The following is a 25,086-nucleotide window of genomic DNA, read 5'->3' as shown; positions in this document are numbered from 1 at the left end:
ATCAAAATGTTTCCCAGTTTGGAGCTTGTTCAGCGATATGCCGGCGTGGTTGTGTTGGTGGTTTTTCACTGGCTGGCCGGGATTGAAGCGGTGGTTTTTGGGATTGCGGGCTGGCAGCCAGACGAAACGCGGATACTGCCTGCGTTAAACGACTGGCCTGCTCTTCCAGCGCGGCGGCTGCAGCGGCTGACTCCTGCACCAACGAGGCGTTCTGTTGAGTCACACGATCCATTTCCGACACGGCCTGCGCCACTTGATCAATGCCACGGCTCTGTTCATCGGAGGCTGAAGCAATTTCCCCCATAATGTCGGTAACGCGCGTAACCGCATTAACGATGTTGGTCATCGTCTCTCCGGCGCTTTCAACCAGCACCGAACCGGTATCGACGCGGGATACTGAGTCTTCAATCAGGGCTTTAATCTCTTTTGCCGCCTGGGCGCTACGGCTGGCAAGATTACGCACTTCACCCGCAACCACGGCAAAACCACGGCCCTGTTCACCGGCACGGGCAGCTTCTACGGCGGCGTTCAGCGCCAGTATATTGGTCTGGAAAGCAATACCGTCGATAACGCTGATGATGTCAGCAATTTTCTTCGAACTGTCAGCAATTTCGTGCATGGTTTTCACCACGCCATCCACCACTTTACCGCCGTGCATGGCAGTGTCGGAGGCACTTTGCGCCAGTTGCGAGGCCTGGCGGGCATTATCGGCGTTCTGTTTCACCGTGGCGGTGAGTTGTTCCATGCTGGCAGCAGTCTCTTCCAGTGCCGAGGCCTGCTGTTCAGTTCGGGAGGAGAGATCGGTATTACCTGCAGTAATTTCACGCGTACCAACGTAGATGGCATCTGAACCTTCGCGCACGTGGGTGACTGTATCAGTCAGAGAACGTTGCATATGCGAAACGCTCTGCGCCAGCTCGCCCATTTCACTGCGTCCAGCAATGGCCAGGTTATTCGCCAGGTTACCACCCGAAATTTCACGGATGTGGGTAATGATTTTTGCCAGCGGGTTAAGCAACATGCGGCGAATGCCATACCATGCCACCAGAAGAATCAGTACCACCACCAGCGCGATAACGGCCAGTTGCCACTGGGCAAAACGGTAATCACTGGCATTGTCGACAACGATATTGCGGTACAATTTTTCGCTGCTACGGGCGTACTGCCCAAAAGCCTCTCCCATCGCATTTTGCATTCCCTGGGTTGGCTGGGCAAAATAGGCTCCGGTGTTACCATAATCAAGATAATCAATCAGTTCAGTTAATGCCGTGTGGTAATTTTTGTATTTTTCATCAATATGACTACTGGCGGCAGCCATTTCGGGTAACGGTGCCATGCTTTTGAATTTTTTATAATGAACAGCCGCCTGCGCCAACGTTTTCCTGGCGCTATCAAGCAATTCAATTTTTGCACTACTTTGTTGATTGGATGGGTCCATCATCATCCGCACCGCTGAACGACTCAGGTTAATGCGCGTTTGTAGCATGAGATCCCAGGTTGAAGTTAACTCGCCCTGTTGTTCCCGTAGTTCATTGGAAACCACAAAGCTTTGCTGGCTATGGTGCAGCGAAGAAAAAAACAGACTGCCGGACATGAGCTGTAACAGTGCAAATACCCCCAGCACCATCATCAGCAGCGTAACTACGCGGATACGGTTAATCATAAGGCACCTTCCTGAAAACAAGTTGATCCCGTTATCGGCAGGAAGGTGGGAAACTTTATTACTTAGATCAATCGTAGAGAGATGACTTAAAATAAAAAAACCCGATGTGCGCATCATCGGGTTCTGCCTTTATTTATTGCTGAACGCGAAATTACGCGACGTCTGCGGTCGCATTATCTAACAGCGCCATCTCTTCACTATTTAGCAGTTTTTCGATATTAACCAGAATCAGCATGCGGTCACTCAGCGCGCCCAGTCCCGTAAGATATTCAGTAGAAAGCGTCACGGCAAATTCCGGTGCCGGGCGAATTTGTTCCGCCGTCAACGAAAGAACGTCCGATACGCCGTCAACCACTATGCCGACCACGCGCTGGCCAAGATTCAGGACGATCACGACTGTGTTGTCGTTATAGTCCACATCGACCTGGCTGAACTTAATGCGTAAGTCGACAATTGGCACAATGACGCCGCGCAGGTTAGTGACGCCTTTGATAAACGCTGGCGTATTCGCAATCCGCGTGACCTGGTCGTAACCACGGATCTCCTGCACTTTCAGAATGTCTATGCCGTACTCTTCATCACCAAGGGTAAATACCAGAAATTCCTGGCCTGACGGTTCGCTGGCCAGTTTTGTTACATTTGTCATACCGGTCATATTTATTACCTTTTTACTCAATCAGGCGGCGGTGTTCGCCATACATTGTTCGCGGTTTATTGCCTGCAAGGCTGAGACATCAACAATCAGTGCTACGCTTCCGTCGCCAAGAATTGTTGCGGCGGATATTCCAGGAATTTTGCGATAGTTACTTTCAAGGTTTTTCACCACCACCTGGTGTTGACCAATTAATTGATCCACCAGCAAGGCATAACGACGACCACCACTTTGCAGGATCACGACAATCCCCTGGGTGGCTTCAGTTTTCGCACCAGCGACATTAAACACTTTCCACAGTTCGACTATTGGCAGATATTCACCACGCACTTCAAGTACCCGCTCGCCACCTGCCAGCGGATGCAGATCGACTTCACGGGGTTGCAGTGATTCCATGACAGCATTCAGCGGCAGAATGAAAACTTCATCAGCAACGCGCACGGACATACCGTCGAGGATCGCCAGTGTCAGCGGTAGTAAAATGCGGATCGTTGTACCTGTGCCCGGCTTCGACTTGATTTCGACATGGCCGCCCATCTCCTGGATATTACGTTTAACGACATCCATGCCGACGCCACGCCCGGAAACATCGGTAACCTGCTCCGCCGTGGAAAAACCCGGAGCAAATATCAACATCGCCACTTCGTCGTCGCTCATGTTGTCGCTGACAGGCAGCCCTTGCGAGGCGGCTTTTGCCAGAATCCGCTCACGATTTAGTCCCGCGCCATCGTCGGTCACTTCGATGCAGATGTTACCGCCCTGATGTTCGGCAGACAGGATCAAATTTCCGACGCTATTTTTACCTGCGGCGAGGCGTTTTTCCGGCAGTTCTATACCGTGGTCAAGGCTGTTGCGTACCAGGTGGGTCAGCGGATCGATAATGCGTTCTATCAGACTCTTGTCGAGTTCGGTGGAGCTGCCTATAAGCGTGAGTTCTACTTGTTTGCCGAGTTTACCCGCCAGGTCGCGCACCAGCCGCGGATAGCGGCTAAAGACATATTCCATCGGCATCATACGAATCGACATCACCGATTCCTGCAAATCACGGGCGTTACGTTGTAACTGCCCCATGCTGGTAATCAAATCCCCATGATTTACCGGGTCCAGTTCACTGGAGCGCTGAGCGAGCATTGACTGGGTGATGACCAGTTCACCGACCAGGTTTATCAGTTGATCAACCTTTTCTACCGCCACACGGATGCTGGTCGATTCGCTACCGCGCGTCGTTTTTTCCCGCTCTACGCGTCCGGCTGGCGCTTCTGTTGCGGCCAGTTCCAGCACTGGCGGGGTCGATACTGTTGGTGCAGGTTCTACCGCTTCAAAGGCAATCTGATCGGCTTCAATCACAAAACAGAGCACGGCGGTAATGTCGTCTTCCGCAATATCTCCCGACATTGTTGCAGATAATGAATCCGCGCCTTTAACCACGTCAGTTAATGTGGTCAACTGCTCCAGTTCGTCTTCCAGCAGCTCGACTTCATCCGCCTTCAGGCGTGAAAGGATAATTCGTCGCGGCGACTCACTGTTACTCTGCTCATTTTGCGGTTCACTTTTGGCAACCACACTTAACCGGGTCACTGCGGGCACCGTTTCGCCTTTCGCTTCTAATGCCAGTTGACGCAAGGCCTGGCAGATATAATCGAAGCTGGCGGCATCCGGCTCTTGCGACTGTTTATAAGCGTCGAGCTGTTCCTGCATGATATCCTTCGTTTCCAAAAACAGATTGATAATGTCGGTATTAAGCTGCATCTCACCGCGTCTGGCTTCATCGAGCAGGTTTTCCATCAGATGCGTGGTTTTCTGTAACACGGTAAAACCAAAAGTTCCTGCCCCTCCTTTGATGGAATGGGCCGCACGAAAGATAGCATTCAATTGTTCGGCATCTGGCGCTTCTGGCTGCAAATCCAGCAGATGCTGCTCCATATCGGCCAACAATTCGTCCGCTTCATCAAAAAATGTCTGATAAAAATCGCTTATATCCATGCTCACGCTGTCACCTCGGTTCGGCTGATGGCATTGTGGGAACACTGACCTGCGGAGCGCCCCCAGTTTTTTCCAGTACACTTACCGGCTCATTCTGGCTTTCAGCGTTTTCATGCAAAATGGCCTGCTCGGCCTGTCTGTTCAGGACCAGCAGACTGATTCGACGGTTGACAGCATCATCAGGTCCGCGATCGCTTAAACGCATGGTCGCCGCCATGCCGACGACGCGCAGAATTTTGCCATCAGCCAGCCCCCCCACCATTAGCTCACGGCGCGACGCATTAGCGCGTTCGGCAGAAAGCTCCCAGTTGCTGTAGCTTTGCTCACCATTGGCGTAAGGGAAATCATCGGTATGACCGGAGAGACTGATACGGTTAGGAATACCATTCAGCACTGGCGCAATACTCCGCAGAATGTCGCGCATATAGGGTTCGACGTCAGCACTGCCGGTTTTAAACATCGGGCGATTCTGGCTGTCGATAATCTGAATGCGTAAACCTTCCTGTACCAGATCGATTTTGAGATGTGGACGCAGCGCCCGTAGTTTCGGGTCTGACTCTATAAGCTGGTCGAGATCGCCACGCAATTTCCGCAACCGACTTTGCTCCATGCGTTTTTTCAGTTCTTCAATGTCCGGCTGCTTATTCACTTCTCCCTGACTCTGAGTGTAATCATCACCGCCGCCGGGAATTGGGCTTTCGCTATTAGAAATGCGATCACCACCCGTTACCGCGGTCGCCAACGGCGTGCGGAAATATTCCGCTATCTGAATCAGCTCTTTTGGGCTGGAAATGGAGATCAGCCACATCACCAGAAAAAAAGCCATCATCGCGGTCATAAAGTCAGCATAAGCAATCTTCCACGATCCATGCGCCGAGCCGTGGCTTTTTGCTTTGCGTCGTTTGACGACAATTATTGGGTGCGCGTGATTCTTCATACTTCCTCGGTTGTCGTCTGCTGTTGCGGATTTTTTACCGCGCGAACGTGTTCTTCCAGCTCAACAAACGATGGCCGTTCACTGGAGTAGAGCGTTTTACGACCAAATTCAACGGCAATTGGCGGTGCATAACCGTTCAGATTAGAAAGCAGTATGACTTTGACGCATTGCATCATTTTGCTGGTCTCTGCGCTTTTCTGGCGCAAAACACTCGCCAGTGGGGAAATAAATCCGTAAGCCAGTAAGATACCGAGGAAAGTCCCTACCATCGCATGAGCAATCAGCGCCCCCAGTTCGGCGGCAGGCCGGTCAGCCGATCCCAGCGCGTGAACCACCCCCATCACTGCCGCGACAATACCAAATGCCGGGAGCGAGTCACCGACCAGCGCCAGGCTGTTAGCGGGAACTTCCGACTCGCTTTCGTGGGTTTCAATTTCTTCATCCATCAGCGCTTCGATTTCGAAGGTATTCATATGGCCACTGATGATCAGGCGCAGATAATCAACGATAAAATCAAGCATAACGGTATCCGCGAGGATGCGGGGATAACTGGCGAAGATCTCGCTTTCGCGGGGGTTTTCAATATCGCGCTCCAGCGAAAACATGCCCATCTGTCGCGATTTCGCCATGAGTCGGTAAAGCAGTGCCAGCAGATCCATATACATCGCTTTGGTGTATTTGGAGCGGCGAAACAGTAACGGCAGCGCTTTGAGCGTGCCTTTGATTGCTTTACCGTTGTTACCGACAATAAACGACCCAATACCTGCACCGGCAATAATCACCAGTTCAGCGGGTTGATAGAGTGCTCCAAGGCTTCCGCCGGTCATCAAATAACCGCCGAAAACTGTACCGAGAACAACCAGGTAACCTAATAAGATAAGCACGACATCATCCTTTCACTGTTGACCATGACAGGATGTTCAGTCGTCAGACGCTAACTTACCGTTGGGAAAAAAAAGCAGCGGCAATCACTTACCGCTGCTGGAGTGTTTCGCCACATCGTGTGAGTTAAACAGCCTGTACTCTCTGTTCATCCAGCAGTTGAGGGATAATATCGGCAGGGTTTTGAGAAAGTTTACGTCTTTTTACCGCACGTGATGGCGGTTGACATAAGCTGCAGGCAAAGCTGCCAACAGGCTGATGGGCATGGGTGATAAAATTACCGCCGCAACATTTGCAACTGGAAAGTTGTAGTAAACCACTTTCAACAAATCGCACCAGTGTCCAGGCGCGGGTCAACGCCAGTAGCGGACCGTCTTCGGCTTGCGGGCACTGTTCGAGGTATAAACGATAGGCTTTGATCACTGCATCGACGCCGTTACATAACCCTGTTTTCAGTAAAAACTGCCATGCATTACAAAACATCGACGCATGAACATTTTGTTCCCAGGTCATAAACCAGTCGGTGGAGAATGGCAACATGCCTTTCGGTGGGGGGCTTCCGCGCAGTTCTTTATAGAGTTTGATCAGCCGTCCACGACTTAATTGTGTTTCACTTTCCAGCATCTGCAAACGAGCGCCAAGGGTGATCAACTCCATTGCCAGTTGAATATCCCGGGCTTCCTGAACAATGCTTTTTTCGCTCATTGTCAGGCCCTTTTTTTACGTAGCACTTCTTCGGGCTGATTAACATCATTCAACAAACGCGTAGATAGCATGATGCCGGTATGAACTTGCTGGAGATCGTCAACGCGGGAATCCTGCGTTAGCTGATTAATAGTCTGGTGGCTGTCAAAGCGGAAATGGCAAATCAGTTGATTGGTTTCTGCCAGTTTAACCATTTGAGGAAGAGTCAGCGTCGCTAACGTTGTTGCCATTTCTTCATTAATACCGAGACGAAACATGGCGGACGCTTTGTCCTGAACGATCAGACGTTGTGCAAGAAGTAAATATGACAAATTAATGTCATAAATATGTTTCAGCAACTCGGAGGTATGCATTATTCCCATCCAGAATAACTAACTTTATTTTTATGCGGTATCACCGCACCCCGTGATGTCGCCGGGAAATCCCGGTAAAAAGTAAAGAACAATGGAATAGTTGCGATCAACGAAAAAACACACAGGCAGTGTAAGAGATGAAACAATCCCTTACAGAGAACAGTGTTTTTTACACTTATCTAAGATTTTTCCTAATTCGACGCAACTGTACTCGTCACCACTCACACATACAACGGAGCGGTGTTGCGATTTTCGATAATGTGTGACTCAGATCACACAAAATAATCAATTACTTAACATTAATGTATAAGTCATACTTTTGTTTTGGTCATATTTCATTCTGTTAAAAAGTTTTTCAGCTTGCCTGGCTTCAAAAATGAAGTGGGTAGATAAAATGATGATGTTGCGCACTGTTAATATAAATCACCGTAAATAACCACCTGCTACATATAAAATAAATATATTCACCTCCTATAACTTATTTTCAAACAGAGAGTTACATAACATGAGTCTCTTCAAGTGAAAATAAATCCGGGAACATCTCGTATGTTACAATAATGTTCTATAAATATTATCCATTTGTTCTATAAGGGGGATTGATAATTTTAGTTTTTATAACCTCATCTGTAATCATGTGATAACTACACGCTATTAATTAGCTTCACTTACTAATAACCAGCCTAATATTTACTGTTTTGACTGAGTTGTTATTGCATCAGTACCTCATTCAGAGTAAAGCTGTAATAACACCTGAAGTTCACAGAATAAGGAGCAGGTTATGAGCTATACCAATATTCTTGTTGCTGTTGCTGTCTCACCAGAAAGTCAGCAACTGTTAGCAAAAGCGGTTTCTGTCGCCCGTCCGGTAAATGGGCGCATAAGTTTAATCACTCTCGCTTCCGACCCGGAAATGTTCAATCAATTAGCCGCGCCGATGCTTGAAGATTTACGCAGCGTGATGCAGGAAGAAACACAAAACTTTCTTGATAAATTAATTCAGGATGCGGGATATCCGGTAGAAGAGACATTTATTGCTTACGGAGAGTTAAGCGAACATATTCTGGCAGTATGCCGTAAACATAAGTTCGATTTGGTGATTTGCGGTAACCATAATCACAGTTTCTTTTCGCGAGCGTCCTGCTCAGCGAAAAGTGTGATTGCCTCAAGTGAGGTTGATGTGCTGTTAGTTCCGCTTAAAGGGGATTAATTCCACTTACGCCAGCTTTGGAAAGGTAGCGACTTTATCGCGTTGCTGACTTTCCGCGCTTCGCGGTACTACCTGCTTTAGGTCGCGGATAAAGCACTCCTGCCAGTGTTTAATATCGTTTTTGATAATAACTTCCAGCATTTCTGCATGGCGGGAAATACGTTCCGCCAGCGACATGCTCAACGCCCGATTGAGCGCCGCCGCGACTTCATCACGATCGTATGGGTTAACAATTAGCGCTGACGTCAGTTCGTTTGCCGCACCAGCAAACTGAGAAAGTACCAGTACGCCCGGATTTGCAGGATCCTGAGCGGCGACATACTCTTTTGCGACCAGATTCATCCCATCACGCAGCGGCGTCACTAACCCGACATCGGAATAGCGGAAGATTTTCATCAATAATTTACGATCAAAATGCTGATTCAGATAATAAAGCGGCGTCCAGCCTAATTGCCCATATTTACCGTTAATTCTCCCGGCTTCATTTTCCAACTGATGACGAATATCCTGATACGCTTGCACATCACCACGCGAGGTCGGCGCGATCTGGGTATAACGAATTTTACCATGATGTTGCGGATATTTTTCCAGCAGCGCTTCATAAGCAAGAAAACGTTCTGGCAAACCTTTGGAATAATCCAGCCGCTCGACAGAAAAGATATTCTGCACATTTTTCAGTTCCGCTTTTAATTGCGCCAGTTTTGCCGGTAGCGGCCCGGCAGCCTGTTTAGCAATCTCATCCGGTTCAATACCAATCGGGTAAACTTCTGTACGAAATGCTTTGCCCCAGGCCGTGTGATTGCGCGAGCTACGTGTCGTGACCCGCGTCAAGTTGGAAAGGCAATCCAGGAACGCCAGACGATCGTTTTCTGTCTGAAACCCCAGCAAATCATAATCACAAAGCTGTTCCAGCAATGTGTCATAAATTGGTAGCGCATTAAAGATTTCCGGTGTCGGAAAAGGAATATGCAGGAAGAAACCGATGCGATTGTTCACGCCGCGTTTACGTAATTCCTGCGCAAATGGCAACAAGTGATAATCGTGGATCCAGATAATGTCATCATCTTCCAGCAGCGGCAGTAATTTGTCTGCCAGTAACGCATTCACGCGTAAATAGCCTTCCCACGCTGAACGCTGAAATTGCACCAGATCGAGTCGGTAATGGAATGCCGGCCAGAGAACGGCATTGGAGAATTGGTTGTAGTATTCGTCGAGATCTTTTTCACTGAGGTTAAAAGAGGCCCAGGTAATATTTCCTTTTTTCACCTTTTTTAGCGGCTGATCCTCATTCCCTGTTTCGCCACTCCAGCCAAACCACAGTCCACCTGCAGTTTTCAGTGCCCCCAGTATGCCGACAGCAAGGCCACCGGCACTGGCGGCGTGCTCGTCTGGTGGTGCAATTCGGTTAGATACTACGACTAAACGACTCATAGTCATCACTCCTGTTATTTTCTCTTTTTTGTTTTTGTAATGCGTTGGTTATCAATTCAAGCCAGCCCCAGACATCCGGCACGCCCGCCAGCCGCCATGATGCCTGAGTTGCGCCTGTACCAATTTTTACTGACATTCCCCCCAGTCGATTAATAACCGCGAAGCCAGATTCATCGGTTAAATCATCGCCCAGAAACACCGGCTTCCGGCCGATGAAGGGAACTTCCTGCATAAATGCAGCAATAGCCTCCCCTTTACTGGTGCCTCGCGGTTTAATCTCGACGACACACTTTCCCTGTTGTAATGCCATTTGCGGCCAAATCTGAGTAATACGTTGCGCTAACGTCAATAAGGCGTCTTCATGCTGCGGTGCCTGACGATAATGCAGTGCAAACGCCATCCCTTTGGATTCCAGCTCCGTGCCGGAAAGTTGGGCAATCGCCGTATGCAGTTGCACACTAATATCACGAGCAATCGCTTCCGGCAGGTGAACGATATGCGTTTTACCATTGATGTCACGGCGCTCCGCCCCATGCACGCCCGCTAACGGGAAGCGATAAGGTTTTGCCAGTGCGTCAAGTTCCACCATTGAGCGCCCTGATATCAATGCCAATGCACCATCACTTGCGGTTGCCAGTAGCTGAAGTCCTTGCAGAATAGTGTCAGGCACGACGACCTGATCAGGATGCGGTTTGATTTCCGCCAGCGTTCCATCGAGATCAAAAAACCAGGCATATTTCGCGGATAGTTCAGGGGGTTCGGTTAACGGTTCTGTCACCCGGTACTCCTCCTTATCTTTTTATAGTTCGCGCAGAACGCGCTTTACAGACATGTAAGTATAGACAGTGTGACGTAGCTCGCCATTTGCAAAAAAGAACAGCCAACCTTTGTGGCGGTTGGCTGTGGAGGAAAGTCGAACTAAATTTATGCTGAAAAAAACATCAGACAGTGCGTTTCGCTTTTTGCTTATAACGGTCGAAGATCACCGCCGCCAGCAGGATTAAGCCACGGACAACGTACTGCGCAAACGGAGAAATATTGAGCAGGTTCATGGCGTTTTCTACAGTGCCTAAAATTAAGATACCCGCCACTACATATGAGATTTTTCCGATGCCACCTTTCAGAGAAACGCCGCCTAAAACGCAGGCGGAGATAACAATCAACTCATAGCCTATCGAAGTCATCGGCTGACCGCTGGTCATACGTGAAGCCAGAACAATCCCGGCAATTGCCGATACCAGACCAGAGAGAACAAAGATAATGATTTTGGTGCGGACAACGGGTACACCAGCCAGACGCGCCGCCTCTTCATTACCACCAATCGCCAGCGTGTTGCGCCCAAAGGTGGTTTTGTTCAGCAGCAAACCGAAGACAATCAGACAAGCCACCGTAAGCCAGATTGGCGCAGGCAGGCCGAACCAGTTGGCATAACCAAGAGCAAAGAAACTTTCATCTTCGATACCGACCGCTTTACCATCAGAAATGATGTACGCCAGACCACGAACAATCTGCATCGTCGCCAGCGTCGTAATCAAGGCGTTAATTTTTAGTTTGGCGATAACAAAACCATTCACCAGACCACAGAGGACGCCCAGCAGCAAGCCTGCCGCCACGCCAATCCACAGGCTTTCGGTCAGATTGATAACCACCGCCGTCGTGACACCTGCGCAGGCAATTACCGAAGCGACGGAAAGGTCAAAGTCCCCCGAAGCGAGGCAGAACAACATGCCGCAAGCCACCATTCCCGACATGGATATTGCCAGCCCGAGACCTTTCATATTAATGAAGGTGGCAAAGTTCGGTACAAAAATGGCACAGGCGATAAACAGCACCGCAAACACCACCAGCATACCGTACTGATCCCAGATACGGCCGAGGCTGAATGACGACTTAGGCGCGCCAGACCCCGATGTAGAAACAGAAGACATCATACTCTCCTTACTCAGGCAACAGCCTGGCTGACTTTAGGCATAGCAAGGCTTAGTGCCTGACGCTCATCTGCCTGTTCGTGTAGCAATTCACCGGCGATTTCGCCCTCACGCATGACGACAATACGATCAGCTACGCCAAGGACTTCGGGCAGATCGCTGGAGGCAAACAGCACCGCCACGCCCTGCGCCGCCAGCGTATAAATCACGTTGTAAATTTCGTGCTTAGCGCCCACATCAATGCCGCGCGTTGGTTCATCCAGCAAAATGACCTTCATATCTTCCGATAACCAGCGCCCAAGAATGGCTTTTTGCTGATTACCACCAGAGAGATTCATGATCAGTTGCTCTGCGCCCGGCGTTTTGATGTTGAGCGAACGAATGTGGTGATCAGCATTGTTTTCTTCCCAGCCGTTGTTGATCACACAACCGCCGAGCACATGCTTGCGACGGGCGCTGATGTTGATATTGTCACGAACGGAATGCACCGGAATAATGCCTTCCGCTTTGCGATCTTCCGGGCAGAGCATCATACCAGCAGCAATAGCGTGGCCCGGTTTACGGATATCGATCGGCCTTTGGTCGATATAAACCTGACCGGCAGTGATTTGCGTACCGCCAAACATACCTTTCATTAATTCGCTACGCCCTGCCCCTACCAGTCCAAACAGACCGACGATTTCGCCACTGCGAACAGTCAGGCTTATTGGCGTGCGTACACCTGGTGCTTTCACTGCATCCAGACGCAGCCGCTCCTCACCATAGCTGCGCGGTTGCCAGCCGTAGATATCACCGAGATCGCGACCTACCATCGCCTGTACCAGTGACTCATGATTTACTTGCTGCATATCAGTGAAGGTTTTGACATAACGCCCATCTTTGAAGACGGTAATGGCGTCACTTAGGGCAAATATTTCTTCCATACGGTGAGAAACGTATAAGATCACTCGCCCCTCTTTTCGCAGTTCACGAATGACGCGGAAAAGGTTGTCAATTTCTCGTGCCGACAGAGAACTGGTTGGCTCATCAAAGGCGATAATTTTGGCGTTACGCGCCAGCGCTTTGGCTATTTCAACCATCTGCCACTGGCCGATGGAGAGATATTTCAGTGGCGTACCGGGGTCAATATCCATCCCCAGATGTTTAAGTTGTAAACCCGCTTCATAGTTCAGCAGCGAACGATTCACTATGCCGCCTTTATGAGGAAGCTGGCCGAGATAAATATTTTCCGCGACGGTCATTTCCGGCACGAGATGCAGTTCCTGGTAAATAATCGCAACCCCCGCGTTAAGCGCAGCGGTAGTGTCGGAAAAGGATATTTCCTGTCCGCTAATTGCGACAGAACCCGTGGTTGGCGCATAGTTGCCGCTAAGGATTTTTAAGAGTGTTGATTTACCGGCACCATTTTCACCCATCAACGCATGAACCTGACCGGCATAGCAGTCAAAACTGATGTCCGTAAGCGCCTTAACGCCGGGAAAGGTTTTACCAATGCCGCGAAATGAGAGATACGGGGTAGACTGTTGCATAACGTCTCCGTGAATCACTGGTCATTCACACCCCCTCTGCATCACGCAGAGGGGAATTTTTTCGGCAGATTACTTACCGCCTAACCCTTTTTTCTCCAGTTCTTCTTTAAAGTTGTCGCGCGTAATCAGAACGACATCGGTAACTTCAGTGAATTTCGGTGGTTCTGCGTCTTTCGCTACCCAGTTGTAGAGCATTTCGCTGGACTTATAACCATGTACGTCCGGGCTTGGCAGCAGTGAACCGTAGAAACCGGTAGCCTGGGCTTTGGACAACTCGCTTACTGCATCCACGCCGTTGATACCGATACCGATGATATCTGCCGCTTTAAAGCCCTGACCTTCCGTCGCGCGCACGCCGCCAAGCACAGTGCTATCGTTCATCCCGACGATCAGCCAGTGTTTAACTTCAGGATGCTGAACCAGCATGGAGTTGGCGGCGTCAAATGCCCCCGGGATATCGTTAGATTTGGTAGGAACCTGATAAATTTGTTTTTCCGGGAATCCGGCAGCTTTCAGCGCGTCCATAGAGCCTGTAGTACGGCGACGAGCGGTATCCAGTTCGTTAGCTGTAATCGCCATTACGGCACTTTCTTTTACATCCCAACCTCGTTTCTGCATCTCTTTATACAGTTCCTGGCCCTGACGCTCGCCAATTTTGGTCGCCGCCATCATCACCAACGGCACGGTATCCATCGGCTTACCTTTGGCATTTACAAACTGATCATCCACGGCAATAACTTTCATACCATAGCCACGTGCTTTCGCCACAATAGCGGAACCCAATTTCGGGTCTGGCGTACAAATGACAAATCCTTTCGCGCCACTGGCCGCCAGGCTGTCGATAGCGTTTAGCGTTTTTTCACCATCCGGTACGGCAATCTTAATAACTTCAAAGCCTAAATCTTTCCCGGCTTTATCGGCAAATTTCCATTCGGTCTGGAACCACGGCTCTTCGGGTTGCTTTACCAGGAAACCGAGTTTCAGGTTTTCTGCCATAGCGGATTGTGACATAACAGCAGCCAGACCGATGGCCGCAAGAGCTTTAGTAAATTTGTGCATGGTTATCTCCAGCTTTAGCATCATTTTTTGTAGGGTAAAAACTAAGAACTTTGGTTAATTTAATCGGAAAACAAAGCATTACCTTTAACGAAAAGATAATTGGCCGTGTTGGCATAGTTTTAGCGAGAAATTAATTCTCCATAGGAGAGCAATATCACATCGCAGAATTACAGTCAGAACGTGCATGAATTTAGCGAGAAATGACATACTGGAAACAACAATTGTCTGACAAATAAAAAGTGCATTAGCAGATTAGTCCATGACATTAGCCTGGAAGTCCTTGTGGTATGCGTTGAGTGGTCTGGAGTGCCTTTTTTTTAATCTAATTATTACCGGACAGAAGTCTGTCCATTTTAAGCTGAATGGTAAAATGGGTAAGCGCTTGTACAAAATTCATTTCGGCGTTAATTATCACCACCATCATTAATTAAGAGTAAATCGATAATGAGAGCCACCTCTCATAGTCAGGAAAAGTTTTAAAATATCACATCGTCATCATGTCATTAATATTTTAATTTAATATCAATGAGATACACAAATGCACAGCATTGACAATTATTGCAAACCCATTGCTCTTATCAATGAAATGTAAAAAATTATAAACTTGGTGATTTAAGGATTTTCTTATATTCGTTCAGACGTTATGCTTATTTCAGATCATCGTCAGAATTGACTCCACGATCACATTTCGGACATGCAGAAAGGAATTATTCTGCAAACAGTAATTACGGTGTTTTGATTCATCTTGCACCTCACGTCTTCTGGATATAAGGATATTAGGTATGGCAACCACTGGAATGCTTCTCAAACTCAACACCCAAATGAACCGCGAGTTTTACGCATCCAATCTCTACCTTCACCTGAGCAACTGGTGTTCTGAACAAAGTCTGAATGGCACCGCTACTTTCCTTCGCGCCCAGGCACAGAGTAACGTGACCCAAATGATGCGCATGTTTAATTTTATGAAAAGTATCGGCGCGACGCCCATCGTTAAAGCTATTGATGTGCCAGGTGAAAAGCTTAACTCTCTGGAAGAACTCTTCCAAAAAACGATGGAAGAATACGAGCAGCGTTCAAGCAAGCTGGCACAATTAGCCGATGAAGCTAAAGAATTGAATGATGATTCAACCGTCGATTTCCTGCGCGATCTGGAAAAAGAACAGCAGCACGATGGCCTGTTACTGCAAACCATTCTTGATGAAGTACGCAGCGCGAAACGTGCCGGTATGTGCCCTGTCCAGACCGACCAGCATGTTCTTAATGTTGTGTCGCATCAGATACACTAATAAAAATCGACGCCTTAAATCACGCGCCGGATATAAAAATTGTTGAGAAAACCGCTGCTTCATACTCTTGAAGCAGCGGTTTTTTTAATGGGATTCACTTTGTGGGGTAAACTTGAGTTCAATCAATGCGATAGCTTTCTGGATAGCACGCATCGTAACCGGATCGGCTGCGGCGGGATGGTTAGTAAAATCAATATTCTTCAACTGGCCAGACATTTTTTCACGAACCTCAACAGGTGCAATCACATCGAGTACGTCGAGAATTTGTTTGATCACCAACTGGCAAGCGACAACATCAGAAACCAGTTCCTGATCGGCATTCAGCGGCTGGGACATTGTAAACTCCTGATAGCATTTGAAAGCCGATATAGTAGCGGCTTCACTTCTTCAGCGATAGTCACATCCACCGTCCTCAGGATACAAAAAACCTGCCGGAGCAGGTTTCTTGTTATCTGAACATATTGCCTGGCGGTACATCTTTGAACGTCTTGCAATAGTTATTAAACATACTTTTCAGGATTTTGCGCAGTTTCATCGCGGCACTCCGACCATTTGTTATGCAGGTGTTATCGTCTTTGCACTTATAATATGACAATCATCACAAAAATCAATCTTTATGTGACCTGAATCACATAAATACCCCTTTAATGTTATAAAAATGATAACCATAAAGTCACCGCTAACTGTCTGACCTCTGGAAAAAGCAAGGAATAGCACCGATCCGTCGTCTTTTCTGTCCATAGTCTGGTCGTATCCGCAAGTACAATACCTGTTTCTTCTTCCTCTTCAGGCAGTGACATGAAACATCTGATAATTGTTCTTTCACTTTTAACATTAGCGGGCTGCACCGTAACTCGTCAGGCTCAATTGAGCGAAGTCAACGCCACGAGCGGTATTGTGCGCCTCGTTTACGATCAGGCATTTTTACAAAACGCCCGTACTGACAGCTATCTCAATCAGGAAATAGCGCAACGTGCATGTCAGCAGGCAGGGTTTACCCGCGCCATTGCGTTTGGGCAACCTGTAAGTAACTGTAGTGTGTTTGCGGGGTCGTTATGTCTGAATACGGAATTTACACTGTCGTATCAGTGCCAAATTTTAATACCCTCGACTTATCAATAAAGACCTTAATCAGCGAGGGAGGCTTCGCTGGTTAATTGATGCCATAAATAGCAGTAATGCGTTTTATTCCCATTCGTATTTTTAATAATTGAATTTAATATTTTACCTTTTGCAAATAATAAAATAACAAATTATAGTGGCGCCACAGAAACAAAAATAACCTTTGTGGAGCACTATCATGCTGAAACCAGAAATGATTGAAAAACTCAATGAGCAGATGAACCTGGAACTGTACTCTTCGCTGCTTTATCAACAAATGAGCGCCTGGTGCAGCTACCATACCTTTGAAGGCGCGGCCGCGTTTCTGCGCCGTCACGCCCAGGAAGAGATGACGCATATGCAGCGTCTGTTTGACTATCTGACCGATACCGGAAACTTACCGCGTATTAATACTGTCGAATCCCCGTTTGCTGAATATTCTTCACTTGATGAATTATTCCAGGAAACTTATAAGCATGAACAATTAATCACGCAGAAAATTAACGAACTGGCTCATGCTGCCATGACCAATCAGGATTACCCGACATTTAATTTCCTGCAATGGTATGTTTCTGAGCAACATGAAGAAGAGAAATTGTTCAAATCGATTATTGATAAATTAAGCCTGGCAGGTAAAAGCGGCGAAGGTCTTTATTTCATCGATAAAGAACTCTCTACCCTCGACACGCAAAACTAATCTTCTCCGGCGGCAGATTTTCTGCCGCCGTTGCATATCAGTGACGGCAAATTTTACTTGTATCGGTTGAGAACCCTTCTTCGCTGGGAATAAATTTACCTTTCGCCGCCAGAAACGCCACCAACTCGCCCGCAGTCATCCCTTCTGCTGAGCAGGTATGAAAACGCGCCTGTTCACCAAAACGCGCTTTAATCGCCGCCTCCAGACTGGCGTGCGTATATTGCTCACCTGATTCAATCATCATATTTAACACTTCATGACCGTGAATAGATTCCATCGTTCCTCCTCAAAAAAGGCATAGCGTAGCGATAGCCGCTCATCAAGGCTTTGCGCCAGCGCAGTTCTGAATGCATTTTATCGTACAGTTTTATTTACATCTAATGTAACGTCGATTTGACGAAAAATGTAGAATGCCTTAACCTGCGCCGCAGATATCACTTATAAAGATCGTCAGGACAGAAGAAAGCGTGAAAAACAGAACTCTGGGAAGTGTTTTTATCGTGGCAGGAACCACAATTGGCGCGGGTATGCTGGCAATGCCGCTGGCAGCGGCAGGTGTCGGTTTTAGCGTCACGTTAATCTTATTGATTGGGCTTTGGGCATTGATGTGCTACACAGCACTGTTACTGCTGGAGGTGTACCAGCATGTCCCGGCAGACACCGGTCTGGGCACGCTGGCAAAGCGCTATCTGGGGCGTTATGGGCAGTGGCTGACTGGCTTCAGTATGATGTTTTTAATGTATGCCCTGACGGCGGCGTACATCAGCGGTGCAGGTGAATTACTTGCCTCCAGCATCAGCGACTGGACAGGCATTCCAGTGTCGGCAACCGCTGGCGTGTTGTTGTTCACTTTTGTTGCCGGTGGTGTGGTTTGTGTCGGGACGTCGCTGGTCGATTTGTTTAACCGCTTTCTGTTTAGCGCCAAAATTATTTTTCTGGTGGTGATGCTGGTACTGCTGTTGCCGCATATTCATAAAATGAATCTTTTAACCCTGCCGCTGCAACAAGGACTTGCGTTGTCTGCGATCCCGGTAATTTTTACCTCGTTTGGCTTCCACGGTAGTGTGCCGAGCATCGTTAGTTATATGGATGGCAACATTCGCAAGCTGCGCTGGGTGTTTATTACTGGTAGTGCGATCCCTCTGGTGGCGTATATCTTCTGGCAACTGGCGACGCTGGGCAGCATTGATTCAACAACCTTTATGGGGCTGCTGGCTAATCATGCCGGGTTAAACGGACTGTTACAGGCGTTACGCGAAGTGGTGGCCTCACCGCATGTCGAACTGGCGGTGCATTTATTTGCTGACTTAGCCCTCGCAACATCCTTTCTCGGCGTAGCGTTAGGCTTATTTGATTATCTGGCAGATTTGTTTCAGCGTTCAAATACCGTTGGAGGGCGACTGCAAACTGGTGCAATTACTTTTCTGCCGCCGCTGGCGTTTGCGCTGTTTTACCCACGTGGCTTTGTGATGGCGCTGGGTTACGCCGGTGTGGCGCTGGCGGTGCTGGCGTTAATTATCCCTTCCCTGCTGACCTGGCAGAGCAGAAAGCATAATCCACAAGCTGCTTATCGAGTGAAAGGTGGCCGTCCGGCGCTGGTGTTAGTGTTTCTCTGCGGCATTGGCGTGATTGGTGTGCAATTTTTGATTGCGGCAGGATTGTTACCCGAAGTGGGATAATCGCCTTGATAACAACGTTGGGTGCCGGAAACATCTCCAGCACCCAATATGCCCTCTTAATGCAGGCAGCACTGCTTAAATTTCTTACCACTGCCGCACGGACAAGGATCGTTACGGCCCGGCTTTTCTTCTGCTTTGATCGGTTGCTGAACAGGTTTTTCCTGCGGATGCGCCATCCAGTAAGCATGTAAATCAAGCGCTGCCAGTCGAATGGCTTCTACGCTTTCTTCAAATGCTTCTGGCGACAACTTCTCTACCCGCGCAAAGTTTTCTTCTGTACCGTGTAGAGCTATCGCCTCAAGCGCCGGTTTTAACGAATCTGGCAATGCCGACCAGTCAGCGAGGGCAACGCCACGCATATAGCCAAAGCACCACTCCTCAACAATCGTCAGCTCGCTACCGTCAACTTCTCGCAGGCCAAACAACGGTTCAAACTGCTCAGGAAATTCGTTCAGACGTTCTGCGGTATCGGCCATATGTTGAAAAGCCAGATTCATAAAGCGCGTCATCTCTTTTTCTGACGCCCAGCGCGGCACATAATCCGCCCCGCCCCAGACAGCAACCAGCCACTGTTCTGGTTCAATTTCTTGCGGAGAACTCAACACCGCCGTCAATAAACCGTCCAGCTCAGCCACATCAAGGATGGCGTGTTCAGTGTTGTATTTGGTCAGGATATCATCCAGCCATTCCAACTCACTTTCGTTTAACGGTCCAGTTTTCATACGCTTTTCCTTGTGGATCTCGACTCGCCAGCGCCTATCTTACATGTCGGTCTGGCAGAGAGATACTTTTTGCGTGGATTACCCGGTGATTAAAAATAAGAGGGGTGTAACGACAAGTTGCAGACACAAAAAAACCACCCGAAGGTGGTTTCACGACACTGCTTATTGCTTTGATTTTATTCTTATCTTTCCCATGGTACCCGGAGCGGGACTTGAACCCGCACAGCGCGAACGCCGAGGGATTTTAAATCCCTTGTGTCTACCGATTCCACCATCCGGGCTCGGGAAAAAAGTGGAGGCGCGTTCCGGAGTCGAACCGGACTAGACGGATTTGCAATCCGCTACATAACCGCTTTGTTAACGCGCCAAATTCTTCAGGCTTTTCAGCCAGACACCCGCTTGAGCCGATGTCTTTTAAACTGGAGCGGGAAACGAGACTCGAACTCGCGACCCCGACCTTGGCAAGGTCGTGCTCTACCAACTGAGCTATTCCCGCATTCATCAAGCAATCAGCTAATCACTTGATTTTATTATCGTCTGGCAATCAGTGCCGCCGTTCGATGCGTTGCATTCTACTTACCTGACGCGATGAGTCAACGATATTTTTCACCAGTTTTGATCGTTTGCTGAATTTTGCGTCGAAACGATCACTGATCAAGCAGATCTGCGCGCGCAGCGCTCAAATATTGCAACATTGACCACAAAGTCAGTACCGCTGCCACAAAGAAAAGTGCAATACCAGCGTATTCAACCCAAATGTTCGGGCGCCATAACAGCCAGGCCAACGCTACCATTTGAGCAGTAGTTTTAACTTTACCGATCCAGGATACGGCCACGCTGCTGCGTTTACCCAATTCAGCCATCCATTCGCGCAACGCGGAGATGATAATTTCACGGGCAATCATCGTTGCTGCCGGTAAAGTCACCCACCAGCTATGGTAATGTTCTGTTACCAGCACCATAGCGATGGCTACCAGCACTTTATCTGCTACTGGATCAAGGAAAGCACCAAACCGGGTACTCTGGTTCCAGCGACGCGCCAGAAAACCGTCGAACCAGTCAGTCACCGCTGCGACACAGAAAATGAGCGCAGCAGCAAACGGTGACCAGGTAACAGGTAGATAAAAAACCAATACAAAGAATGGGATAAGGATGACACGGAACAGTGTGAGCAACGTAGGGATATTAAATTGCATAATGACGGGTAACTATCTGTTGTCAGTAAGATTACCCCTATGTTGCTACAGAGACATCAATGTTTCAACGACCAGAAGATCTTTTCTGCCAGACCTTGCGAAATACCCGGCACTTTTGCAATTTCCTCGACGCTGGCGTTACGTAAACCTTGCAAACCGCCCATATATTTCAACAACATTTGCCGGCGTTTTGGCCCGACACCTTCGATGGTTTCCAGGGTGCTGGTATTTTTGACCTTTGCCCGTTTTTTGCGGTGACCACCAATCGCATGATTGTGTGATTCATCGCGAATATGCTGGATGACATGCAGCGCAGGTGAATCTGGCGGCAGGCTGAATCCCTCTCCTTCCGGCTCGAAGAACAGCGTTTCCAGACCAGCCTTACGATCGGCCCCTTTCGCTACCCCAAGTAACAGCGGATGGTTTTTATCCCATGAGACATCCAGCTCAGCGAAAACATTTTTCGCCTGCGCAAGCTGTCCTTTGCCACCGTCGATAAGGATCACGTCCGGGATCTTACTGTCGTCGATAGCTTTTCCGTAACGCCGACGCAGCACCTGATTCATCGCCGCATAATCATCGCCCGGCGTAATACCAGTAATGTTATAGCGTCGATACTCCGCTCGCAGCGGGCCGTTAGCATCGAACACCACACACGAAGCGACTGTTTGTTCGCCCATGGTATGGCTGATATCAAAACACTCCATCCGCTTCACTTCCGGCAGTTTCAACACGCTGGCAAGCGCAGACAGACGCTGGTGAACAGTAGATTGCTGCGAAAGTTTGCTGGTTAACGCAGTCGCCGCATTGGTGCGCGCCAGCTTCAGGTAACGTGCCCGATCGCCACGTGGTTTGGTCTGAACGTTAATCTTTCTCCCCGCCAGTTCCGAAAGAGAATCGGCAAGCAGCGTTTTATCGCTAAGATTAAAGTCGAGCAGGATCTCACCCGGCAAAGTGCGCATCTGACTACCCTGTAAATAGAACTGGCCGACAAAAGTTTCCACCACTTCGCCCAATTCCGTACCGCCAGGTACTTTCGGGAAATAACTACGGCTACCGAGCACCTTGCCCTGACGAATAAACAGGACGTGGACACAAGCCATGCCTGCATCAAACGCCACGCCAATAACGTCAAGATCATCACCAGTATTGGAGACAAACTGTTTTTCGGTTACGCGCCGCACCGCCTGGATTTGGTCGCGAATACGTGCAGCCTCTTCAAATTCCAGATTCTGGCTGGCTGTTTCCATGCGGCTAATCAGTTGGGTAAGCACCTGATCGTCCTTGCCGGATAAAAACAGGCGCACATACTCTACCTGCTGGGCGTATTCTTCTTCACTCACCAGCCCTTCAACGCACGGCCCCAGACAACGCCCTATCTGATATTGCAGACACGGACGCGAGCGGTTGCGATAAACACTATTTTCACACTGGCGAATCGGGAAAATTTTTTGTAGCAGCGCCAGGGTTTCACGCACGGCATAACCGTTTGGGAACGGGCCGAAATATTCACCTTTGGCATGTTTCGCGCCGCGATGCATAGCCAGACGCGGATGGGTATCGCCACTCAGGAAGATAAAGGGATAAGATTTATCATCGCGTAACAGAACGTTGTAACGCGGTTGATAGAGTTTAATGTAGTTGTGCTCCAGCAATAACGCTTCTGTTTCGGTGTGGGTAACCGTGACATCGATTTGCTGGATCTGGGCGACCAACGCTTCGGTTTTGCGCGAAGCGAGGTTGCTACGGAAATAACTGGAAAGCCGTTTTTTCAGGTCTTTCGCTTTGCCGACATAAATAACCGTACCACCAGCATCATACATGCGATAAACGCCCGGCTGGCTGGTTACGGTTTTTAAAAACGCTTTTGCGTCAAACTGAACACTCACTGACTTGTTAATGTCTCCGCATTACACAGACCATGGCGAATTGCCAGGTGAGTCAACTCAACATCGCCATGTATGTTTAATTTACTAAACATACGGTAGCGATAGCTGTTCACCGTTTTCGGGCTGAGATTAAGCTGTTCTGAGATCTCATTGACCTTCTGGCCTTTGGTAATCATCAGCATAATCTGCAATTCACGTTCCGACAAACTGGCAAACGGGCTTTCTGTTTTTTCTGGTTCGATTTGGCTTAACGCCATTTGTTGAGCAATGTCAGAAGCAATATAACGCTGCCCTGAATAAACAGAACGAATCGCGCTCACGACTTCCTGCGGGGCTGCGCCTTTGCTGAGATAGCCCGCGGCACCGGCCTGCATCACTTTCGCTGGTAAAGGGTTTTCGGTATGAACCGTAAGCATGATGATTTTGACATCGGCTGTCGAGCGGGCGATTTTACGCGTCGCCTCAAGACCACCAATGCCAGGCATACTCATGTCCATTAGCACAACGTCAACGGTATTTGCCCGGCACCACTTAACGGCGTCTTCACCGCAGGATGCCTCACCGACAACTTTAATACCCTTTATATCTTCCAGAATGCGTCGTATCCCTGCGCGCACCAGTTCGTGGTCATCAACAAGTAGAACGTTGATCAAAGGAATATCTCCAGAAATAGGGATAACGCTACTGATAGTTAGTCATTAGTATATTAGCGGGTTTTATTGCAACTTTGAAACGTTAAAAATGGTGGGTATTCGATTTTTCTCTCGTTTTTGTAAATTCGATTGTCCACAGTTATGATCACGCCCGTCATCAAAGGTTTGCCGGTTCGTTTCACAGCACAACCAACGGCGAGATGTGACAAAAATTGACTTTATTCAGCACAAATGAAAAATCAGCGGTATGAATATGTAACATTAATTAACCCGAACAATACGAGCAAAAAACATTCATGATAAAAATATTTATTGGTCATTATATTGACTGAATTAATATAGTTGACGATACAGCGCACAAAAAACAACCACTAATATTTTTAGCAAAGCTTATGGTATACTCCGCCGCCTTAACATTTTTCACCGCAAATTTTTATTGCAACATGACGAGGAAAATAAATGAGTACGCCTGATTTTTCTACTGCCGAGAATAATCAAGATCTGGCAAATGAAGTCTCCTGCCTGAAAGCGATGCTGACGCTGATGCTGCAGGCGATGGGACAAGCTGACGCGGGCCGCGTGATGTTAAAGATGGAAAAACAGCTTGCGCTGATCGAAGACGAAACCCAGGCTGCAATATTTTCCAAAACGGTTAAGCAAATTAAACAAGCCTACCGTCAGTAATATAAAACCGGCTGAAAGCGCGCCTTTCAGCCGGTTTTGCATCTGGCACGCAGAATGTAATTGATGTCATATTAAGCCAGTTGCAGCAGCGTAGCAGGCAACCTGCGTCTTATTCGGTGCATTGATTTTTTTCTGCATGTTTTTCTGATGAAAATTGACCGTATTTTCAGAGATTGACAAGATCATCGCTATCTCTGCTGACGTTTTTCCTTCCGCGGTCCATTTCAGAATTTCTTTTTCCCGCTTGCTGAAATTCATCTCTGGCGTCATCACTATTTCATCATTTAAGCGTATCAACGCCATCAGACTTTCGCGCACCAATAACTGCATTTTTAATTGCAGTTCATCACTAAGGCCAGGTATTTCACGCGTACTACTACGGGAAAAGGACAAAAAACCCAGCGCCCGGTTTGGCAGCATTAAATACTGAGTGACACCACGGCGTATACCATGTGCACGCGCGGCTTCCCATAGCGGCTGCGCTTCGCTAAATAAGTCATCATTCCACAATAAATGCCCCTGACTGAAGTTTTCATGGTTAAGCACCGGATCAATGGCAAGAAAGTTTTTTGCCTGATAATAACTAATCCATGATTTCGGGTAATTGGTGTAGAAGGCCACTTTCGGTCGCGTGAATGGCACCGGGTGACGCACACATAATGAATAGAAATCGTACTCGAGTTGTTGAGCCTGCCGCTCTATTTCATGGTAGACCTCTTCCGCGGCCTCCATTCTCTGAAAACGTAACAGCATCGTGCGACGCCAACTGAAAAAATCCGTATCCTGCATAGTTAACCGCAACGCTCCTGAGAGTGAGTATCATTTATATTGATAACTCAAACTATCACAT

Annotated in this window: 27 protein-coding genes and 3 tRNA genes; 7 read left to right on the top strand and 23 right to left on the bottom strand. The window is 48.3% G+C overall.

Annotation, left to right across the window (positions count from 1 at the left end; genetic code table 11):
- Position 1: 1 nt before the first annotated feature.
- From tar to flhD, 7 genes are all read right to left on the bottom strand, one after another.
- Complete coding sequence (gene tar, locus A9587_RS11375) at positions 2–1,663, bottom strand: methyl-accepting chemotaxis protein II (protein WP_038355603.1); 1,662 nt, start codon at positions 1,661–1,663, stop codon at positions 2–4.
- 151 nt (positions 1,664–1,814) lie between these two features.
- The gene (gene cheW, locus A9587_RS11370; protein ID WP_000147305.1) at positions 1,815–2,318 is read right to left on the bottom strand and encodes a chemotaxis protein CheW; all 504 of its coding nucleotides are present in this window, start codon (positions 2,316–2,318) and stop codon (positions 1,815–1,817) included.
- Positions 2,319–2,339: 21 nt separating this feature from the next.
- On the bottom strand, positions 2,340–4,304 hold the full coding sequence (gene cheA / locus A9587_RS11365; RefSeq protein WP_105263540.1) for a chemotaxis protein CheA: 1,965 nt from the start codon (positions 4,302–4,304) through the stop codon (positions 2,340–2,342).
- Positions 4,305–4,308: 4 nt separating this feature from the next.
- Complete coding sequence (gene motB, locus A9587_RS11360) at positions 4,309–5,235, bottom strand: flagellar motor protein MotB (protein ID WP_000788500.1); 927 nt, start codon at positions 5,233–5,235, stop codon at positions 4,309–4,311.
- Positions 5,232–6,119: a flagellar motor stator protein MotA gene (motA, locus tag A9587_RS11355; protein WP_000906344.1), complete on the bottom strand. Its 888-nt coding sequence runs from the start codon at positions 6,117–6,119 to the stop codon at positions 5,232–5,234. The genes motB and motA overlap by 4 nt, the downstream gene beginning before the upstream one ends.
- A 124-nt stretch (positions 6,120–6,243) precedes the next feature.
- Positions 6,244–6,822, bottom strand: coding sequence for a flagellar transcriptional regulator FlhC (gene flhC / locus A9587_RS11345; RefSeq protein ID WP_016248815.1), 579 nt, complete (start codon positions 6,820–6,822; stop codon positions 6,244–6,246).
- A gap of 2 nt (positions 6,823–6,824) precedes the next feature.
- Positions 6,825–7,175, bottom strand: a complete 351-nt coding sequence (flhD, locus tag A9587_RS11340; RefSeq protein ID WP_001516558.1) for a flagellar transcriptional regulator FlhD — start codon at positions 7,173–7,175, stop codon at positions 6,825–6,827.
- Positions 7,176–7,953: 778 nt separating this feature from the next.
- Here flhD and uspC point away from each other — a divergent pair.
- Complete coding sequence (uspC, locus tag A9587_RS11335; RefSeq protein WP_105263541.1) at positions 7,954–8,382, top strand: universal stress protein UspC; 429 nt, start codon at positions 7,954–7,956, stop codon at positions 8,380–8,382.
- Between the two features lie 6 nt (positions 8,383–8,388).
- Here the strand turns inward: uspC and otsA are convergent, their stop codons facing one another.
- From otsA to araF, 5 genes are all read right to left on the bottom strand, one after another.
- Positions 8,389–9,813 (bottom strand): alpha,alpha-trehalose-phosphate synthase, encoded by a 1,425-nt coding sequence (gene otsA, locus A9587_RS11330; RefSeq protein ID WP_001516559.1) that lies wholly within the window; start codon positions 9,811–9,813, stop codon positions 8,389–8,391.
- Positions 9,788–10,591: a trehalose-phosphatase gene (gene otsB, locus A9587_RS11325; protein ID WP_000138763.1), complete on the bottom strand. Its 804-nt coding sequence runs from the start codon at positions 10,589–10,591 to the stop codon at positions 9,788–9,790. Before otsB ends, otsA begins: the two co-directional genes overlap by 26 nt.
- A 163-nt stretch (positions 10,592–10,754) precedes the next feature.
- A complete protein-coding gene (gene araH, locus A9587_RS11320) occupies positions 10,755–11,741 on the bottom strand; it encodes an arabinose ABC transporter permease AraH (RefSeq protein WP_000100211.1) in 987 nt (328 codons plus the stop codon).
- Positions 11,742–11,755: 14 nt separating this feature from the next.
- Positions 11,756–13,270, bottom strand: coding sequence for an arabinose ABC transporter ATP-binding protein AraG (araG, locus tag A9587_RS11315; RefSeq protein WP_001187777.1), 1,515 nt, complete (start codon positions 13,268–13,270; stop codon positions 11,756–11,758).
- A 69-nt stretch (positions 13,271–13,339) separates the two neighbouring features.
- On the bottom strand, positions 13,340–14,329 hold the full coding sequence (gene araF, locus A9587_RS11310) for an arabinose ABC transporter substrate-binding protein AraF (protein WP_000548681.1): 990 nt from the start codon (positions 14,327–14,329) through the stop codon (positions 13,340–13,342).
- Between the two features lie 782 nt (positions 14,330–15,111).
- Here araF and A9587_RS11300 point away from each other — a divergent pair.
- Positions 15,112–15,615: a non-heme ferritin-like protein gene (locus A9587_RS11300; RefSeq protein ID WP_000246123.1), complete on the top strand. Its 504-nt coding sequence runs from the start codon at positions 15,112–15,114 to the stop codon at positions 15,613–15,615.
- An 84-nt stretch (positions 15,616–15,699) separates the two neighbouring features.
- Here A9587_RS11300 and yecJ read toward each other — a convergent pair whose 3' ends face one another.
- A complete protein-coding gene (gene yecJ, locus A9587_RS11295) occupies positions 15,700–15,951 on the bottom strand; it encodes a DUF2766 family protein YecJ (RefSeq protein WP_000082115.1) in 252 nt (83 codons plus the stop codon).
- 112 nt (positions 15,952–16,063) lie between these two features.
- Positions 16,064–16,150 carry a stress response protein AzuC gene (azuC, locus tag A9587_RS11290; protein ID WP_010723106.1) on the bottom strand — a complete coding sequence of 29 codons (87 nt, stop codon included), beginning with the start codon at positions 16,148–16,150 and terminating at the stop codon, positions 16,064–16,066.
- 263 nt (positions 16,151–16,413) lie between these two features.
- Between azuC and yecR the strand changes: the two genes are divergently transcribed.
- Together yecR and ftnA are read left to right on the top strand one after the other, a co-directional pair.
- Positions 16,414–16,737 (top strand): YecR family lipoprotein, encoded by a 324-nt coding sequence (gene yecR / locus A9587_RS11280; protein WP_000681531.1) that lies wholly within the window; start codon positions 16,414–16,416, stop codon positions 16,735–16,737.
- A 178-nt stretch (positions 16,738–16,915) separates the two neighbouring features.
- On the top strand, positions 16,916–17,413 hold the full coding sequence (gene ftnA / locus A9587_RS11275; protein WP_000917208.1) for a non-heme ferritin: 498 nt from the start codon (positions 16,916–16,918) through the stop codon (positions 17,411–17,413).
- Positions 17,414–17,450: 37 nt separating this feature from the next.
- On the opposite strand, the gene A9587_RS11270 is transcribed toward ftnA, so the two are convergent.
- Positions 17,451–17,690, bottom strand: coding sequence for a YecH family metal-binding protein (locus tag A9587_RS11270; protein ID WP_000443798.1), 240 nt, complete (start codon positions 17,688–17,690; stop codon positions 17,451–17,453).
- A 190-nt stretch (positions 17,691–17,880) separates the two neighbouring features.
- On the opposite strand from A9587_RS11270, the gene tyrP reads away from it, so the two are divergent.
- Positions 17,881–19,092 (top strand): tyrosine transporter TyrP, encoded by a 1,212-nt coding sequence (gene tyrP, locus A9587_RS11265; RefSeq protein ID WP_000797551.1) that lies wholly within the window; start codon positions 17,881–17,883, stop codon positions 19,090–19,092.
- A gap of 56 nt (positions 19,093–19,148) precedes the next feature.
- Here the strand turns inward: tyrP and yecA are convergent, their stop codons facing one another.
- The 7 genes from yecA to uvrY form a co-directional block, all read right to left on the bottom strand.
- On the bottom strand, positions 19,149–19,814 hold the full coding sequence (yecA, locus tag A9587_RS11260; protein WP_000847906.1) for a UPF0149 family protein YecA: 666 nt from the start codon (positions 19,812–19,814) through the stop codon (positions 19,149–19,151).
- 194 nt (positions 19,815–20,008) lie between these two features.
- Positions 20,009–20,095 (bottom strand) — tRNA-Leu (locus A9587_RS11255).
- Between the two features lie 12 nt (positions 20,096–20,107).
- Positions 20,108–20,181: transfer RNA gene (locus tag A9587_RS11250), tRNA-Cys, on the bottom strand.
- Positions 20,182–20,234: 53 nt separating this feature from the next.
- Positions 20,235–20,310 (bottom strand) — tRNA-Gly (locus A9587_RS11245).
- Positions 20,311–20,461: 151 nt separating this feature from the next.
- The gene (gene pgsA, locus A9587_RS11240; RefSeq protein WP_001160187.1) at positions 20,462–21,010 is read right to left on the bottom strand and encodes a CDP-diacylglycerol--glycerol-3-phosphate 3-phosphatidyltransferase; all 549 of its coding nucleotides are present in this window, start codon (positions 21,008–21,010) and stop codon (positions 20,462–20,464) included.
- Positions 21,011–21,066: 56 nt separating this feature from the next.
- Positions 21,067–22,899 (bottom strand): excinuclease ABC subunit UvrC, encoded by a 1,833-nt coding sequence (gene uvrC, locus A9587_RS11235; protein ID WP_000116020.1) that lies wholly within the window; start codon positions 22,897–22,899, stop codon positions 21,067–21,069.
- Positions 22,896–23,552, bottom strand: coding sequence for a UvrY/SirA/GacA family response regulator transcription factor (uvrY, locus tag A9587_RS11230; RefSeq protein ID WP_000611331.1), 657 nt, complete (start codon positions 23,550–23,552; stop codon positions 22,896–22,898). The genes uvrC and uvrY overlap by 4 nt, the downstream gene beginning before the upstream one ends.
- A gap of 332 nt (positions 23,553–23,884) precedes the next feature.
- Between uvrY and A9587_RS24460 the strand changes: the two genes are divergently transcribed.
- Positions 23,885–24,025: a hypothetical protein gene (locus A9587_RS24460; RefSeq protein ID WP_228929308.1), complete on the top strand. Its 141-nt coding sequence runs from the start codon at positions 23,885–23,887 to the stop codon at positions 24,023–24,025.
- Complete coding sequence (yecF, locus tag A9587_RS11225; RefSeq protein ID WP_000106471.1) at positions 24,012–24,236, top strand: DUF2594 family protein YecF; 225 nt, start codon at positions 24,012–24,014, stop codon at positions 24,234–24,236. The genes A9587_RS24460 and yecF overlap by 14 nt, the downstream gene beginning before the upstream one ends.
- 66 nt (positions 24,237–24,302) lie before the next feature.
- Here the strand turns inward: yecF and sdiA are convergent, their stop codons facing one another.
- The gene (sdiA, locus tag A9587_RS11220; protein ID WP_001154282.1) at positions 24,303–25,025 is read right to left on the bottom strand and encodes a transcriptional regulator SdiA; all 723 of its coding nucleotides are present in this window, start codon (positions 25,023–25,025) and stop codon (positions 24,303–24,305) included.
- Positions 25,026–25,086 lie beyond the last annotated feature (61 nt).

This window comes from Escherichia sp. MOD1-EC6162 (assembly GCF_002965125.1).
In the GTDB taxonomy this organism is placed as follows: Bacteria; Pseudomonadota; Gammaproteobacteria; order Enterobacterales; family Enterobacteriaceae; genus Escherichia; species Escherichia marmotae.
Note: the sequence above shows the minus strand (reverse complement) of the source record. Positions and strands in the feature narration are given on the sequence as shown.

What these genes read in the sequence shown, in the direction of transcription:
- tar (WP_038355603.1), bottom strand. Translation starts at nt 1,663, where the DNA reads ATGATTAACCGTATCCGCGTAGTTACGCTGCTGATGATGGTGCTGGGG.
- araF (WP_000548681.1), bottom strand. Translation starts at nt 14,329, where the DNA reads ATGCACAAATTTACTAAAGCTCTTGCGGCCATCGGTCTGGCTGCTGTT.
- yecA (WP_000847906.1), bottom strand. Translation starts at nt 19,814, where the DNA reads ATGAAAACTGGACCGTTAAACGAAAGTGAGTTGGAATGGCTGGATGAT.
- araH (WP_000100211.1), bottom strand. Translation starts at nt 11,741, where the DNA reads ATGTCTTCTGTTTCTACATCGGGGTCTGGCGCGCCTAAGTCGTCATTC.
- sdiA (WP_001154282.1), bottom strand. Translation starts at nt 25,025, where the DNA reads ATGCAGGATACGGATTTTTTCAGTTGGCGTCGCACGATGCTGTTACGT.
- flhD (WP_001516558.1), bottom strand. Translation starts at nt 7,175, where the DNA reads ATGCATACCTCCGAGTTGCTGAAACATATTTATGACATTAATTTGTCA.
- motB (WP_000788500.1), bottom strand. Translation starts at nt 5,235, where the DNA reads ATGAAGAATCACGCGCACCCAATAATTGTCGTCAAACGACGCAAAGCA.
- yecJ (WP_000082115.1), bottom strand. Translation starts at nt 15,951, where the DNA reads ATGTCCCAGCCGCTGAATGCCGATCAGGAACTGGTTTCTGATGTTGTC.
- uspC (WP_105263541.1), top strand. Translation starts at nt 7,954, where the DNA reads ATGAGCTATACCAATATTCTTGTTGCTGTTGCTGTCTCACCAGAAAGT.
- ftnA (WP_000917208.1), top strand. Translation starts at nt 16,916, where the DNA reads ATGCTGAAACCAGAAATGATTGAAAAACTCAATGAGCAGATGAACCTG.
- A9587_RS11270 (WP_000443798.1), bottom strand. Translation starts at nt 17,690, where the DNA reads ATGGAATCTATTCACGGTCATGAAGTGTTAAATATGATGATTGAATCA.
- cheW (WP_000147305.1), bottom strand. Translation starts at nt 2,318, where the DNA reads ATGACCGGTATGACAAATGTAACAAAACTGGCCAGCGAACCGTCAGGC.
- yecF (WP_000106471.1), top strand. Translation starts at nt 24,012, where the DNA reads ATGAGTACGCCTGATTTTTCTACTGCCGAGAATAATCAAGATCTGGCA.
- pgsA (WP_001160187.1), bottom strand. Translation starts at nt 21,010, where the DNA reads ATGCAATTTAATATCCCTACGTTGCTCACACTGTTCCGTGTCATCCTT.
- otsA (WP_001516559.1), bottom strand. Translation starts at nt 9,813, where the DNA reads ATGAGTCGTTTAGTCGTAGTATCTAACCGAATTGCACCACCAGACGAG.
- yecR (WP_000681531.1), top strand. Translation starts at nt 16,414, where the DNA reads ATGAAACATCTGATAATTGTTCTTTCACTTTTAACATTAGCGGGCTGC.
- A9587_RS11300 (WP_000246123.1), top strand. Translation starts at nt 15,112, where the DNA reads ATGGCAACCACTGGAATGCTTCTCAAACTCAACACCCAAATGAACCGC.
- araG (WP_001187777.1), bottom strand. Translation starts at nt 13,270, where the DNA reads ATGCAACAGTCTACCCCGTATCTCTCATTTCGCGGCATTGGTAAAACC.
- azuC (WP_010723106.1), bottom strand. Translation starts at nt 16,150, where the DNA reads ATGAAACTGCGCAAAATCCTGAAAAGTATGTTTAATAACTATTGCAAG.
- flhC (WP_016248815.1), bottom strand. Translation starts at nt 6,822, where the DNA reads ATGAGCGAAAAAAGCATTGTTCAGGAAGCCCGGGATATTCAACTGGCA.